Annotated in this window: 13 protein-coding genes and 2 pseudogenes; 11 read left to right on the top strand and 4 right to left on the bottom strand. The window is 70.2% G+C overall.

Translation table 11 applies throughout. The annotated features are described in order from the left end of the window. Nucleotides 1-5: 5 nt before the first annotated feature. The 3 genes and pseudogenes from Pflav_RS33210 to Pflav_RS33200 form a co-directional block, all read right to left on the bottom strand. The gene (locus Pflav_RS33210) at nt 6-482 is read right to left on the bottom strand and encodes a methylated-DNA--[protein]-cysteine S-methyltransferase (protein ID WP_173040710.1); all 477 of its coding nucleotides are present in this window, start codon (nt 480-482) and stop codon (nt 6-8) included. A 35-nt stretch (nt 483-517) separates the two neighbouring features. Next, nucleotides 518-1,225 (bottom strand): hypothetical protein, encoded by a 708-nt coding sequence (locus Pflav_RS33205; protein ID WP_173040709.1) that lies wholly within the window; start codon nt 1,223-1,225, stop codon nt 518-520. A gap of 342 nt (nt 1,226-1,567) precedes the next feature. Then, a pseudogene (locus Pflav_RS33200) lies at nt 1,568-3,021 on the bottom strand (CCA tRNA nucleotidyltransferase). Between the two features lie 38 nt (nt 3,022-3,059). Between Pflav_RS33200 and Pflav_RS46540 the strand changes: the two are divergent. The 10 genes from Pflav_RS46540 (at nt 3,060) to Pflav_RS33155 (ending at nt 11,926) form a co-directional block, all read left to right on the top strand. Next, nucleotides 3,060-3,557 carry a hypothetical protein gene (locus tag Pflav_RS46540; RefSeq protein ID WP_232072197.1) on the top strand — a complete coding sequence of 166 codons (498 nt, stop codon included), beginning with the start codon at nt 3,060-3,062 and terminating at the stop codon, nt 3,555-3,557. After that, nucleotides 3,554-3,913: a hypothetical protein gene (locus Pflav_RS46535; protein WP_232072196.1), complete on the top strand. Its 360-nt coding sequence runs from the start codon at nt 3,554-3,556 to the stop codon at nt 3,911-3,913. The genes Pflav_RS46540 and Pflav_RS46535 overlap by 4 nt, the downstream gene beginning before the upstream one ends. Continuing rightward, nucleotides 3,910-5,676 carry a murein biosynthesis integral membrane protein MurJ gene (murJ, locus tag Pflav_RS33190; protein WP_173040708.1) on the top strand — a complete coding sequence of 589 codons (1,767 nt, stop codon included), beginning with the start codon at nt 3,910-3,912 and terminating at the stop codon, nt 5,674-5,676. Before Pflav_RS46535 ends, murJ begins: the two co-directional genes overlap by 4 nt. 428 nt (nt 5,677-6,104) lie before the next feature. After that, nucleotides 6,105-7,679, top strand: coding sequence for a protein kinase family protein (locus Pflav_RS33185; protein WP_173040707.1), 1,575 nt, complete (start codon nt 6,105-6,107; stop codon nt 7,677-7,679). Between the two features lie 9 nt (nt 7,680-7,688). After that, nucleotides 7,689-8,333 carry an RNA polymerase sigma factor SigM gene (gene sigM / locus Pflav_RS33180; protein ID WP_173040706.1) on the top strand — a complete coding sequence of 215 codons (645 nt, stop codon included), beginning with the start codon at nt 7,689-7,691 and terminating at the stop codon, nt 8,331-8,333. Further along, the gene (locus tag Pflav_RS33175) at nt 8,330-8,725 is read left to right on the top strand and encodes a hypothetical protein (RefSeq protein ID WP_173040705.1); all 396 of its coding nucleotides are present in this window, start codon (nt 8,330-8,332) and stop codon (nt 8,723-8,725) included. Before sigM ends, Pflav_RS33175 begins: the two co-directional genes overlap by 4 nt. A 182-nt stretch (nt 8,726-8,907) precedes the next feature. After that, nucleotides 8,908-9,234: a hypothetical protein gene (locus Pflav_RS33170; RefSeq protein ID WP_173040704.1), complete on the top strand. Its 327-nt coding sequence runs from the start codon at nt 8,908-8,910 to the stop codon at nt 9,232-9,234. A gap of 85 nt (nt 9,235-9,319) precedes the next feature. Beyond that, entirely contained in the window at nt 9,320-10,273 is a 954-nt protein-coding gene (gene trxB, locus Pflav_RS33165; RefSeq protein ID WP_173040703.1) for a thioredoxin-disulfide reductase, read from the top strand. A gap of 16 nt (nt 10,274-10,289) precedes the next feature. Next, nucleotides 10,290-10,613 carry a thioredoxin gene (trxA, locus tag Pflav_RS33160; protein WP_173040702.1) on the top strand — a complete coding sequence of 108 codons (324 nt, stop codon included), beginning with the start codon at nt 10,290-10,292 and terminating at the stop codon, nt 10,611-10,613. Between the two features lie 173 nt (nt 10,614-10,786). Beyond that, nucleotides 10,787-11,926: an N-acetylmuramoyl-L-alanine amidase gene (locus Pflav_RS33155; RefSeq protein WP_173040701.1), complete on the top strand. Its 1,140-nt coding sequence runs from the start codon at nt 10,787-10,789 to the stop codon at nt 11,924-11,926. A 26-nt stretch (nt 11,927-11,952) separates the two neighbouring features. Here Pflav_RS33155 and Pflav_RS33150 read toward each other — a convergent pair whose 3' ends face one another. After that, a complete protein-coding gene (locus Pflav_RS33150) occupies nt 11,953-12,612 on the bottom strand; it encodes a GNAT family N-acetyltransferase (protein WP_173042779.1) in 660 nt (219 codons plus the stop codon). Nucleotides 12,613-12,859: 247 nt separating this feature from the next. On the opposite strand from Pflav_RS33150, the pseudogene Pflav_RS33145 reads away from it, so the two are divergent. Beyond that, nucleotides 12,860-14,175 (top strand): annotated as a pseudogene (locus tag Pflav_RS33145) (aminotransferase-like domain-containing protein).

Raw genomic sequence — 14,175 nt, 5'->3', positions numbered from 1 at the left:
GCGTCTCACTGCCAGGCGCGCTGTAGTGCGACGCGCGCCTCCAGCTCCAGCAGGTAGCGCTTGCGGGGTAGACCGCCGCCGAAGCCGACCAGCTTGCCGCCGGCGCCGACGATGCGGTGGCAGGGCACGATGACGGCAATCGGATTGCGGTTGCAGGCGACGCCGACAGCGCGGGCGCCGCTGGGATCGCCCACCGCGGCCGCGATCTCACCGTACGTGCGCATCTCGCCATACGGAATCAGGGTCATCTGGTGCCACACCGCGCGCTCGAAGTCACTGCCGCGGCGCACCGACAGCGACACCGTGAAGTCGGTGAGCTCGCCCGCGAAATACGCCCTCAGCTCGGCGACCGCCGCGTCGAGGCGGGGGTCGCTCGCCTCGCCAGCATCCGCCACCGCGCCGAAGCGCAGGCCACACACGCCGGTGTCGTCGACGGCCACGGAGATCTCGTCGATCGGCGAGTCGATTACCACCCAGCGCATCTGCCCATTGTCGCCCAGCGGTGTGACAGCGCCGCTCAGCTGGCCCGCTCGTACTCGGTGGTGTAGAGGAACGTCTTCTGCGTCAGCAGGTCGGTAGAGCAGGTGTACGTGGAGGAGTCCGCCTCCGCGTTGAACGGGACCGAGTCGCCGTACTGCTCCCCGTCGATAAAGAGCTTGCCGCTGGCCTTCGAGTCCACGTCGGTGAACTTCGCGGTGCCGCCCTTCGCCGTGTACTCGAAGGTGAGCTTGCCGGAGACCTCAAGCCGGTATGTGCGGCCTTTGGCCTCGCCCTCGAACTCCGTGCCGCTGCCGTAGTCGGTCTCGCCGGTGCCGTCCGCGTTGAGCTTCAGCGTGGCGTTTTCGCCGCCGGTGAAGGTCACCTTGCCGAGGTCCTCGAAATCCACGTCCTCCTTGTGGGACGTGACCCGCCAGGTGCCGATCACGCACTGGTCGACGTCACCGGCCGGCGCGGCGCTCGCGCTCTCCGCCGGGCCAGCGCTGGTCGGGGCGCCGGTGGTCGGGCCGGCGATCGGGTCTTCGCCACCGCCGCCGCGCAACGCCACCACGAGCACGATCGCCACGACCAGGACCACCAGCGTCGAGCCGAGGGCCGCCAGCGGAACGAGGTACGACCGGCGGCGCTGTGGCGGTGGCGGGGGAAAGCCGGGGTAGCCACCTCCGCTGGTCTGCTGCGACCCCGGGTAGCCAGCGCCGCTGATCTGCTGGGGGTACGCCGGGGGCACGCTCGTCGGATATCCCGGAGGCACGCTCGTCGGATAGGCCGGCGGGCTGCCGGGCTGTGGATAACCGGGGTACGCGGGCGGGGGCGCCTGTGGATAACTCGGTGGCGGTGGCGGCTGATGGGGTACGCCCCGAAAGGTGCCGCACTGCGTGCAGTAGCCGGCGGCGTCCACCTGTACGCCTCCGCACACCGCACACGGCTGCATCAGCTGCCTCCCCATGACATCAAAACGGTCGCCGACGGACGGCGGTTCACTTTCGCGAGCGACGGTAGTCGAGGCGTGCCACGCCGGGTAACCAACAAACCGGGTGGCGTTCTAGATCCGAGTGACCAGATCGAGTGGCTAGATCGCGCCTTGGTCGCGTGCCCACCGCAGGAGCTCGGCCTCGGCCTCGTCCCGGTCGAGCGGGCCGCGCTCCAGCCGGACCTCCTTGAGGTGGCGCCAGGCGCGGCCGACGATCGGGCCGGGCGGTACGCCGAGCAGCTCCATGATCGCGTTGCCGTCGAGGTCGGGGCGGACGCGGGCCAGGTCCTCGGCCTCCTGGATCTGGACGATCCGCTCCTCGAGCGCGTCGTAGTCGGCTGACAGCTGGGCCGCCTTGCGCCGGTTACGGGTGGTGCAGTCGGAGCGGGTGAGCTTGTGCAGCCGGGGGAGCAGCGGGCCGGCGTCGGTGACGTACCGCCGCACCGCCGAGTCGGTCCACTCGCCGCGCCCGTACCCATAAAAGCGCAGATGCAGCGCGACAAGCTTGACCACGTCGGACGTCACGTCCTTGGGGTAGCGCAGCTCCTTCATGCGCAGCTTCGTCATGCGCGCCCCGACCACCTCGTGGTGGTGGAAGCTGACCCGGTTGTCCGAGCCGACCGCCTTGGTCGCCGGCTTGCCGACGTCGTGCAGCAGCGCGGCCATCCGCAGGACGAAGTCCGGGCTCTCGTCCCCTCCAGCCGCAGCGCGTTGGCCACCACGGTGAGCGTGTGCTCGTACACGTCCTTGTGCTGGGCGTGCTCGTCGATCGCGAGCTTGAGTCCGGGCAGCTCGGGCAGGAAGCGATCGGCCAGGCCGGTGTCGACCAGCAGCCGCAGCCCGGTGACCGGGTCGGCGCCGGAGAGCAGCTTGGTGAACTCGTCGCGGATCCGCTCGACCGTGATCCGATCGAGGTCGGCGGCCATCGCGGTCATCGCGGTGACCACGTCCGGGTCGACGGTGAAGCGCAGCTGGGCGGCGAAGCGGGCGGCCCGCAGCATCCGCAGCGGGTCGTCGCCGAACGACTCCTGCGGCGTGCCCGGCGTACGCAGGCGGCGCGCGGCAAGGTCGTCGAGTCCGCCGTACGGGTCGGTGAACCGGTGCTCGGGCAGGCTCACCGCCATCGCGTTGACCGTGAAGTCGCGGCGGCGCAGATCGTCGAGGAGGCTGTTTCCGTACTGGACCACCGGGTTGCGCGTCACCCCGTCATACGCCTCCGAGCGGAACGTGGTGATCTCCAGCCGCATGCCGTGCCGCTGGGCGCCGATCGTGCCGAACTCGCGACCTGTCTCCCACGTCGTCTCGGCCCAGTCCTTGAGCACGCGGAGGATGTCGTCCGGCCGGGCGTCGGTGGTGAAGTCGAGGTCGTCGCCGAGCCGGCCGAGCAGCGCGTCGCGCACGGAACCGCCGACCAGGTGCAGCTCGTACCCGGCCTTGGTGAACCGGCGGCCGAGCTCGTCGGCGATCGGGGAGACCCGCATCAGCTCGGCCACCGCATTGCGCTGCGCATCGGTCAGCCCTCGCCGGTCAGCGGCGTTCGAAGTCTTCGACATGGGACAGCCAGCCTATCGGTGGGGCAGGATGTTCCCTCGTGCCGGTACCCGACGCGCTACGCACGCTCAGCCACGATCCGGCGTTCTGGGCAGACTACTTCTTCCGGGCCACCCCAGAGGCGGATCCCGAGCCCGCGGAGCTGCGCGCCACGTTTCCGGTCGCCGGCGGGTACGCCCTGGTGCTCGACCTGGACCGGGCGTACGGCACATACGCGCTCGGCCTGCGTACCCCGGTGAGCGGCGAGCCGATCCCGATGGCGTGGGACGACCGCTCCCGGTGGCACCCCCACGGTCTGCGCTGGCCCGAGCTGGACCTGGTCGGCCGGGTGGTGGCGCTGGACGACCCGTCGCTGCCCACCCCGGGCTATCTGTCGCGCTGCTGTGCCGGTTCGCGCCGATCACGGCCGAGGACGACGCCGCGGCGGTACGGGACCTGCTCGGCGCGGCGCTGCGCTCGCTGCGGGTGCCCGTACCACCGGCGGAGCAGGAGCCGCTGTTCCGGTACTCGCCGCGGGTGCTTAGCGAAGAACAGGTGACCGACTACCTGGACGTACCGGGCGAGGGGGTGGCCGGCACGCTGCGGTACGCCGGCAGTGACGTCTTTCCCTTCGACGAGCTCGCGGAGCTCGTCCGGCTGGCCCGGCAGCGGGTCGGGCGGCTGGTGGCCGAGCCGTGGTGCACCGAGCGGGTCCGCTCGCTCGCCCGGCAGCGCGACACCACGGCCCTCCTGTCCGCGCTGGAGGCGGCCGGCTGCGACCACCCGACACTCCTCGACGCGCTGGCGGACCCGGTCGCGCCCACCGAAGCCGCATGGGTCGTGGATCTGCTCGCGAGCGATCTCCCCGTACCCTTGCGCTGGGACGGCGGCGACAAGAAGCGGGGTTGGGAATGAGCGGCGGCCTCTATAAGAGCGCCAACGCGGGGCACAGCGCGCACCAGCAGTACCCGGACGGTGCCGTGCTGATCTCGACCCAGGCCGCGCCAGCCGGCCTGTACCCAGCTCCGGGGACCGAGTCGGCGCCGGACCTTGAGCCGGCCGTCGAGGTCGAGCAGGGGAGCGCGGCCAGCAACAGCGCGATCATGGCGATCGGCAGCCTGGTCAGCCGCGGCACCGGCTTCCTGCGCACCATCATCCTGGCCGCCGCGCTCGGCGGTGGCGCGATCAACAACGCGTACACGACCGCGCAGATCCTGCCCGGCATCGTCTACGAGCTCCTGATGGGCGCGCTCCTGAGCAGCACGATCATCCCGGTGCTGGTGCGCCGGCGTAAGGCCGACGCGGATGGCGGCGAGGCGTACACGCAGCGCCTCGTGACCCTGGTCGTGCTTGTGCTCGGCGTCGCCGCGCTCCTCGTGACGGTGACCGCCTCGGTGCTGACCGTCCTGTACACGAGCGAGAAGTCCAGCGAGGCCTTCCAGGACCTGGTCACCAAGCTCTCGTACCTGATGCTTCCGATGATCTTCTTCATCGGGGTCTCCGGCATCCTCACCGCGGTGCTGAATACGCGCGGCCACTTCGCGACGCCGATGTTCACGCCGATCCTCAACAACCTCGTCGTGATCGCCACCGGCGTGGTGTACATGATCATCTACGGCGCCAAGGTTCTCCGGCCCGAGCAGATGACCGCTGGGCAGATCGCGCTGCTCGGCGGCGGCACGCTGCTCGGTGTCGTGATCCAGTGCGCGGGCCTGCTGCCGGCGCTGCGCAAGGTGAACTTCCGGTGGAAGTGGCGGTTCGACTTCCGCGCACTCGGCCTGCGCGAGCTGGGCCGGATCGGCGGCTGGGCGCTCTGCTACGTCGTGGTCACCCAGATCGGTCAGGCGGTCGCGTTCAACCTGCTGAACCGGGCCGGCGAGGAGGACGCCGCCGGTCCCGCGATCTACAACAACGTCTTCCTGCTGATGTACATGGCGCACGGCATCATCGGCGTCTCGATCATCACCGCCCTCACGCCCCGGATGAGCGCGGCGGCGGCAGACCGCCGCAACGCCGACATGGCTAACGACCTCTCCCGCGGCACACGCATGATCACAGCAGTCCTGACGCCGGTCGCCATCTGCTACGCGGTGCTGGCCTCGCCGATCTCGGTCGCGCTGTTCCGCAGCGGCGCGTTCACGCAGGACGACGCCGCCGAGACCGCTGTGGTGCTGGTCGCGACGGCGGTCGCGCTGGTGCCGTTCTCGATCAGCCAGCTCTTCACCGTCGCGCTCTACGCCCGCCAGGAGACGAAGGCGGCTGCGCTCATCAACGTGCCGGTGGTGGGCCTGCGCGTCCTCGTGCAGGTGATCGTGTTCGCGCTGTTCTCGGCGACGTTCGCGGCGCCCGGGCTGATGTTCGCCAACGCACTCTCGTTCCTGGCCAGCGGCCTGATCACCGCCTCGCTTCTGCACCGGCGGATCGGGGCGATCGGGCTGGGCGGCATCCTGGTCACGTTCGTCAAGGTCGGAGTGGCCGCGGTCGGCGCGACGGTGGTCGGCCTCGCCGTGATGTACGTACTGCCCGGCGGCTGGTCGCCGAGCAAGCCCGAGTCGCTGCTCCAGCTCGCGGTCGGTGGGCTCGCTATCGGCGGCACGTACGTGGCGATCGCCCTCGGCCTCAAGGTCTCCGAGATCAACAGCGTCTTCGCGCTGGTCCGCCGCAAGATCCGCCGCTAACCGCCGCACCCGCACGCATCAGCGCCGGCGGGCCGCGCGGTCCCGCGCCTGTGGATAACTCTGTGTGGGAGGCGCGCCCGGCGCTGAAGAAACCTGTGGATAGCCGTATCCGTCCCGCACCCGTCCGACAGGATCAGACGTGGCAAAAGGCGAACCTATAACGCACTATTTGCAGGACGCCTCAAGGCGGGATGATTACCACTTAACACTCAAGCCCGACCCGCTGGTTCGCATCAGACCGGCTGCCACGCCAGGATGACGTGTCGAGCGGTCGCACGACCCAGGTAAGGTCGCACTCGTCAGGTGCGGGGAGCGCCTACGCTGTTAGTTGTGCCCGCCGCCGGGTGCCTCTGGCCTCGGCGAAGCGGTCGGATCACAGGCAGTACACACGGGTCCACTGATCTAAACGATCAGCGAGGGAGGACGGGGTGACCCAGGTCGGCGAAGGTCAGGAGGCAAGCGAGAGCGCGCCTCAGGTCATGACCTTCGGTGCGCCCACTGTCGGTGAGATCCTGGCCGAGAGGTACGAGCTTGCGGAGCACATCAACAACGACAGCGCCGGCCGGCAGGTCTGGCGGGGTGTCGACGTGGTGCTCAAGCGACCGGTCGCGGTCGTGCTGCGCTACCCCGGCGGCGACTCCGCGATGGAGATGCTGCAGGCCGCGGTCGCCGCGAGCCGTGTGATCCACCCCAGCCTTGTCGGCGTCTACGACGCGATCGACGAGGGCGAGCGTGCCTACGTCGTGCGCGAGTGGGTTGACGGAGAGTCGCTCCGCGAGATCGTGGCCGAGGAGCCACTCGATCCGACCCGCACCACCACAGTCGCGCACGCGGTGGCCGAGGCGGTCGCCGCGATGCACGCGACCGGCATGGTCCACGGCAATATCCACCCCGGCACGGTCCTGATCGGCGACGACGGTCGCGTGGTGCTCGCCGACGCGCGGGCCGACAGCGCCGATACGCGAGAGACGGATATACGGGCGATCGGCGGCGTCCTCTACTTCGCGCTGACCGGCCACTGGCCGCACGCCGAGGCCGGTCGGTCGAACCTGCCCGACGCGGTGCGCGACCCGGCCGGCGCGGTGGCCGCGCCCCGCCAGATCCGCGCGGGCGTCCCGGCATACCTCGACGACCTCACGATGGACCTGCTCGACAGCCGTCTCGCCCTGCCCGCCGCCGACGTGCTGGCGGCCGAGTTGGGCCGGCTCGACAGCGCCACCGACGAGCCCTACTACGAGGAGGCCGGGCCGCTTCGGTTCCTGTCCGGCCCTCGCGACACGGGCGCGGCGGTCGACCCGGGCGGTCCGCGTTCGGAGCCCCAGCGGGCGACGGTTCGCAAGATCGCCGCAGGCGTCGCAGGTCTGCTCGTCATCGCCGTCGCCGGCCTGGTGTTCGGGATCAGCGCGCTGGGCAATGGCGGCGACACTGACGACACCGCCGCCCCGCCGTCTGACGTGCCGGCCACTGCGGACAGCGACCCCGCCACCGGCAGTGCTAACAATGGCAAACCGAAGAACTTCGCGATCAGCGCCAACCAGGTGCGCATCGTGGACCCGTCCGAAAGTCAGCGCAACGAGCTCGAGGGCGCCGACGCGGTCGTCGACGGCAATGAAAACACCGGCTGGGAGCCCAACGGCTACAAGAGCGCCAACTTCGGCAACCTCAAGCCCGGCATGGGCATCCTGATCGACCTGGGTCAGCCGCGCACGGTCAGCTCCGTCCAGGTGACGCTCTCCGACGGCGGCGCCTCGGCGGAGCTGCGGGCCGGTGCGGCCGACCCGGGCAGCAGCGCGGCCGGTGACGAGCAGGTGCTGTCGTCTTACAAGCGGGTGGGCGACCCGTTCGAGGCGTTCGACGCGACGAAGATGAGCTTCACCGATTTCGATCCTGACCAGAAGTACCAGTACCTGCTGTTCTTCATTACCGAGATGCCGCGCACCGGTGACAGCCAGTGGCCCTTCAAGGTCGGCGTGCAGGAAATCGTGGTCGCCGGGCTGAGCTAGTGTGCAGCCGTGACCGACAGCTCGCGTAGCGACGACGAGCTGCTGCGCGCCCACGTCGACGGCGACCAGTACGCCTTCGCCGAGCTGTTCCAGCGGCACCGCGACAGGCTGTGGGCCGTGGCGGTGCGCACGCTCACCGACCGCGAAGAGGCGGCCGACGCGCTCCAGGACGCGCTGCTATCCGCACACCGGGCGGCGGCCCGCTTCCGTGGCGACTCGGCGGTTACGACCTGGCTGCACCGCATCGTGGTCAACGCGTGCCTCGACCGGGCCCGCCGGCGCCAGGCACACCCGACCGTCCCGCTGCCGGACGGCACCCGCACCGAGCCGGATCGTCCCGTCCTCGCCGAGCCGGCCGCGCCCTCGGTCGACCACGACACCGCCCTTGACGTACGGCAGGCGCTCAGCCAGCTGCCGGAAGAGCAGCGGGCCGCCCTGATCCTCGTCGACGTGCAGGGCTACCCGGTCGCCGAGGTGGCGGTGATCCTCGGTGTGGCCGAGGGCACTGTCAAGAGCCGGTGCGCGCGTGGCCGGGCCAAGCTTGCGGTTGTCCTGGGTCACCTTCGTGCCCGTGGCGGGAACCCGCAGTCCGGCGGTCGCGTCCGAACCAGTACGGCACAGGCGCGCACCGCGAACGTGGAGGAAAAGAAGTGACCGGGCAGGAGTTCAGCGAGGTCGATTTCGACCTGCTCGCCGACTACGTCGGCGGTGCGCTGGACGGCACGCCCGAGGAGGCGGTCGTGGCCCGGCGGATCGCCGAGGAGCCGACGTGGGCGCAGGCGCACGCGGCGCTTGTCGAGGCGACCGGGAGCGTAGAGGCCAGCCTGGTGGCCTGGGGTGAGTCGGCGGAGCCGATGCCGGCCGAGGTGGCCGACCGGATCGCCACGGCCCTGGAGCAGCAGCCGCAGCGTCCCGCCCTGTCCGCCGTACCAGATGAATCAGCTGGACCTCGACGCACCGCACGCCGGGCGCGGCGCCGCCTCCCGCGTGGGCTGCCCCGGCGGCGATCGCCGCCGGCGTCGCGGCGCTGGCCGGCTTCGGGCTGAGCCAGGCCAACAACCTCGGTGTCGGCGCTGACAGCGGCGACGACGCGGTCGGTACGGCGGCGGAGGCGCCCGCGGCAGCCCGCGACAACGCGGAAAGTGGCCCGGGCGCTGCCCCGTTCACTGGGCGCGAGATCCCGCTGGCCGCCAGCGGACTGGACTACCGTCGCGCGACCTTGGCGAGCGTGGGAAGTCCGGCGACGAAGGCGTTGGCCAGCGAGTCGACCGGTGTGACCAGCAATCGGGCGGGTGTGGACGCCGACTCGTCCCCGGCGCTCGGCCGGCTCAGCAGCCAGACGCCGCTGGCCGCGTGCGTCGACGCGATCCGGCGAGCCCACCCGCTCGGGGTCGCCGCGGTCGAGGTGGTCGATCTCGCGTCGTTCGAGACGTCACCGGCCGCCCTCGTGTTTTTCACGGACAACTCCGGGGCACGGTGGATATGGGCGTCCGGACCGGACTGCGGGCTGGCGGGGCGGGGCGCGGACACCCTGGGCAACGCGAAGATAGGGTGAGCTGACCCACCCGGACGCGGGGTCGGGAATCATCGCGGCTCGCGATGGGTTTTCCTCTGCGCATACAACAGTACGGGAGTCGGCAGTGGACGAGGTCCGTAATCTGATCATCATCGGCTCAGGGCCGGCCGGTTACACCGCGGCGGTCTACGCCGCGCGTGCCAGCCTCAAGCCGCTCGTCATCGAGGGTGCGCAGTCGGGTGGTGCGCTGATGACGACAACCGACGTGGAAAACTTCCCTGGCTTCCCCGACGGCATCATGGGTCCCGAGCTGATGGACTCCATGCGCAAGCAGGCCGAGCGGTTCGGCGCCGAGTTCCTCACCGACGACGTTACCCGGGTGGAGCTCGTCGACACCGGCGTGATCGGCTCCGACGCGACCCACAAGGTGTATGTCGGCGCGACGGAGTACCGAGCGAAGGCGGTCATCCTCGCCACCGGTTCGGCCTGGCGGCCGCTGGACGTTCCCGGCGAGAAGGAGCTGCTCGGCCACGGCGTCTCCTCCTGCGCCACCTGTGACGGCTTCTTCTTCCGCGGGCAGGACATCGCGGTCGTGGGCGGTGGCGACTCCGCGATGGAGGAGGCCACGTTCCTGACCAAGTTCGGTGAGACGGTGACGATCGTCCACCGCCGCGACGAGTTCCGGGCCAGCAAGATCATGGCCGACCGGGCGCTCGCCAACCCGAAGATCCGCGTCGAGTGGAATTCGGTCGTCGAAGAGGTCCTCGGAGACGACGGCAAGGTCGCCGGCGTGCAGGTGCGCAACGTGCACACGGGCGAGGGCAAGGTGCTCGACGTGACCGGCTTGTTCGTCGCGATCGGCCACGTGCCGCGCAGCGAACTCTTCCGTGGCCAGGTGGAGCTCGACGAGAATGGGTACGTCGTCGTGGACGCCCCCACCACACACACCAGCGTCCCCGGCGTCTTCGCAGCGGGTGACCTGGTCGACCACACGTACCGCCAGGCCATCACCGCCGCCGGCACGGGTTGTGCCGCCGCGCTGGACGCCGAGCGGTTCATCGCATCACTTGAAGTCTGAGTTCTGGAGGGTCTTCGTGGGAACAACCAAGGCGGTCACCGACGCCAGTTTCACCAGTGACGTGTTGCAGTCCGAGACGCCCGTCCTGGTGGACTTCTGGGCCGAGTGGTGCGCGCCGTGCAAGAAGGTCTCGCCGCTGCTCGAGGAGATCGCCGGCGAGATGGGCGACCGGGTGCGGATCGTCAAGGTGAACATTGACGAAAACCCTGAGACCGCGCGCGCGTACCGGATCATGTCGGTGCCCACGCTGACCGTCTTCAAGGGTGGCCAGCCGGTGCAGTCGGTGGCCGGCGCCCGTCCGAAGGGCGACCTTGTCAAGCTCATCGAGGCCGCGTTGTAACAGGCACTTGCGTGGGGGCGCTCTCATTGGAGGGCGCCCTCTTTTCGTTGGTCTTGTTTTTGGGTTACCAGCTTCCTGACGCTCGCCCGCTAGGGGCTTGTGTCAGCGACCCGGCGGCGGCGTGTCGCTGGGCGGGATAGGCTCCTGAAGCGTTCTCACCGAGGAGGTCCTTCGTGCGTCCGATCCGGCGTGGCGACCGCGGTCCGGCGGTCATCGAGATCAATCAGATCCTCGCCGAGCTTGACCTCTTGACCGGTGGTGGTGACGAGTACGACGAAGCCACCGAGCGCGCCGTCCGCAGCTTCCAGCAGACCCGCGGACTGTCCGTGGACGGCCTGGTCGGCGACGAGACGTGGCGCGCGCTGGACGCCGCCCGCTGGCGGCTTGGCGCGCGGGCGCTCTACCACGCGATGCCCGAGCCGCTCGTCGGCGAGGACGTCCGCGCACTTCAGGAGCGCTTGCTGGAGATGGGGTACGACGTGGGTCGCGCCGACAGCATCTTCGGGCCCAACACCGCGCGTTCGGTGGCACAGTTCCAGCGCGAGGTGGGCCTCCAGCCGGACGGGGCGTGCGGACCGCAGACCATGCACGCGCTCAAGCGGCTCGGTCGCAAGGTTGTCGGCGGGCGGCCACAGTGGCTGCGCGAGGCGGAGGCGTTCCGCCGCTCCGGGCCCAACCTGATCGGCAAGGTCATCGTCATCGACCCCGGCCACGGTGGCGCCGACCCCGGCGTCGTCGTGCCGGACGGACCGCTGCGGTGGACCGAGGCTGACCTCGCGTTCGACATGGCCGCGCGGCTTGAGGGGCGCCTTGCGGCAGCCGGGATGCGGGTGCACCTGACCCGCGGGCCCGGCGGTGGGCCGGCCCTGACCGACCTCGCCCGCGCCGACCTGGCCAACGAGCTCGGCGGTGACCTCTTCATCTCCCTGCACATCGACGGCCACGCCAACCCGGATGCCGAGGGTGTGGCGGCGTTCCACTACGGCACGGGCAACGGCGTGACCTCCACTGTGGGGGAGCGGCTGGCCGGGCTGGCGCTGCGTGAGATCGTCAAGCGCACCGGCCTGCGCAACTGCCAGACCCACCCGAAGACGTGGGAGCTGCTGCGCCTGACCCGCATGCCGGCGGTACGGGTCGATGTCGGCTATCTGACCTCGCCCGCCGACCGGGAGCGGCTGATCGACCCGAGCTTCCGCGACCGTGTCGTGGAGGCCATCGTGGCGGCGGTGCAGCGGATGTACTACCCGGTGGAGGCCGACGTGCCGACGGGTTCGATCGACGTGCGGAAGCTGCGGGCGGCGGCCGTTTCCTGATCCGGCTTTTAGCGGATGATCCGGCTCTAGCTGGATGTCGAACGCGTCGCTGGGCGAACTGGCCGAAGCAGGCTTTCCGGGCTCATCGAGCCGAGCAGCTTCTCCAGCGCATACTCCACATCGGACTTCCACGACAGCGCTGTGCGCAGCTCAAGCCGCAGGCGCGGGTAGCGCGGGTGCTGTCGCACCGTCTTGAAGCCCACCGAGAGGAAGAAGTCGGCGGGTGCGAGGCAGCCATCCTCGCCCTCACCCGATTCGCCGTACTTGGCGTCGCCAAAGGCCTCGATCGCCTTGATGCCGCGCTTTGTGAGGTCGCGAGCCACGCCCTGCACCAGCATGCGACCCAGCCCGCCGCCGGCGAAGGCCGTGACGATGTGCGCGGTCATCAGCAGAGCGGCGTCGGCCGAGACAGGCGAGGTGGGAAACGCCATCGAGCGCGGCACGTAGGCCGGCGGCGCATACATGACGAAGCCGGCGGGCATCCCGTCGACATACGCCAGCTTGCCGCAGGAGCCCCACTCCAGGAGTGTCTGCGACACCCACGCCTCTTTTTCGAGGCCGGGGTCGCCAGCGGCGCACGCACGCTCGGCGGCGACCGGGTCCAGCTCCCAGAACACGCAGGCGCGGCATGGGCGCGGGAGATCCTCGAGAGTGTCGAGTGTCAGACTGACCAAGCGTCGCGACATTGCCGAATCCTCATAGAGTCGATTGCAGCCACGCGCCGCCTCCTTGCCCCGACAGGAGATCGTACGCCGGAACTTCGCGTCAGGGGAGAGGTCGGGCAACTGGTCACCTTGCCCTAGCCCGCGATGTGGAACCGGGCGGGGGTAATCAGAGGCACGGACTGCGCTCCGGGACTACGATCGACCGACCAGCATTGTGGCTGAGCCCCCTGACGGGACCACATCCTCTTCCGCCTGAGGTAGGTGAGTCATGACCGGCACGACGCTCGACGACTATACCGATCGCTACGCCCGGCGGGTGCGCGGCATGACGGCATCGGAGATCCGTGCCCTCTTCGCCGTGGCCAGCCGCCCCGAGGTCGTCTCGCTCGCCGGTGGCGCCCCCTACGTCGCGGCCCTCCCGCTCGACGCGGTCGGTGAGATGCTCAGCAAGCTCGCCACGGACCACGGGCCCACCACCCTTCAGTACGGAATTGGCCAGGGCACCCTCGAGCTTCGCGAGCGGATCTGCGAGGTGATGGCGCTCTCCGGCATCGACGTCGGCTGCGGGGCGTCCCCGAAGACGTGGTGGTGACGGTCGGCGGGCAGCAGGCGCTCGACCTCGTCGCGCGGATCTTCCTCGACCCCGGCGACGTGGTGCTCGCCGAGGGCCCGACGTATGTTGGCGCGCTGGGCGTCTTCCAGGCCGCGCAGGCGCAGGTCGTGCACGTACCGATGGACGGCGACGGCCTGGTGCCCGAGGCGCTGGAGCAGGCGATCGCGGAGGTCGCGCGGTCGGGGCGGCGGGCCAAGTTCCTGTACACGATCCCCACGTTCCAGAATCCCGCCGGTGTGACCCTGACGGAGGAGCGGCGGGAGCGGGTGTTGGACATCTGCGAGCGCGCCGGGCTGCTGGTGGTGGAGGACGACCCGTACGGCCAGCTGAGCTTCGACGGCGAGGCGCCCGCGCCGCTGCGCTCCCGCCGCCGCGACGGGGTGTTCTACCTCAGCACGTTCTCGAAGACGTTCGCGCCGGGCATGCGGGTGGGCTGGATCCTGGCCCCCCACGCGGTACGGGAGAAGCTCGTGATCGCCAGCGAGGCGCAGATCCTGTGCCCGAGTGCGTACGCGCAGGCGGCCATCGCCACGTACCTCAGCACCATGCCGTGGCGGGAGCAGCTGAAGACGTACCGCGAGATCTACCGGGAGCGGCGCGACGCGCTTCTGGCCGCTCTCGCCGACCTGATGCCGGCTGGCACCAGCTGGACCGAGCCGAAGGGCGGCCTTTTCGTGTGGGCCACCCTCCCGCAGGGGCTCGACGCGAAGGCGATGATGCCGCGCTCCATCGCCGCCCGCGTGGCGTACGTGCCGGGTACCGGGTTCTACGCCGACGGCACCGGCGCGGGGCACATGCGGCTCAACTTCTCTTTCCCGCCGCCGGAGCGCATCCGTGAGGGTGTTCGCCGGCTGGCCGGGGTGATGGAGCAGGAGTTGGCCATGCGGCAGGTGTTCGGCGCGATGGGCGGGCACGCCGCGCGCCGCAGGGGGCAGGCCGCGGCCGACGCCCCCGACCCCGGCTTGGCATGA

The sequence above is a fragment of the Phytohabitans flavus genome (assembly GCF_011764545.1).
GTDB classification, from domain to species: Bacteria; Actinomycetota; Actinomycetes; order Mycobacteriales; family Micromonosporaceae; genus Phytohabitans; species Phytohabitans flavus.
This window is presented reverse-complemented; position numbering and strand designations above follow the sequence as displayed.

Coding starts and splice junctions, on each gene's coding strand:
- Pflav_RS33210 (WP_173040710.1), bottom strand. CDS start 482: ATGCGCTGGGTGGTAATCGACTCGCCGATCGACGAGATCTCCGTGGCC.
- murJ (WP_173040708.1), top strand. CDS start 3,910: ATGAGCGGCGGCCTCTATAAGAGCGCCAACGCGGGGCACAGCGCGCAC.
- Pflav_RS33150 (WP_173042779.1), bottom strand. CDS start 12,612: ATGTCGCGACGCTTGGTCAGTCTGACACTCGACACTCTCGAGGATCTC.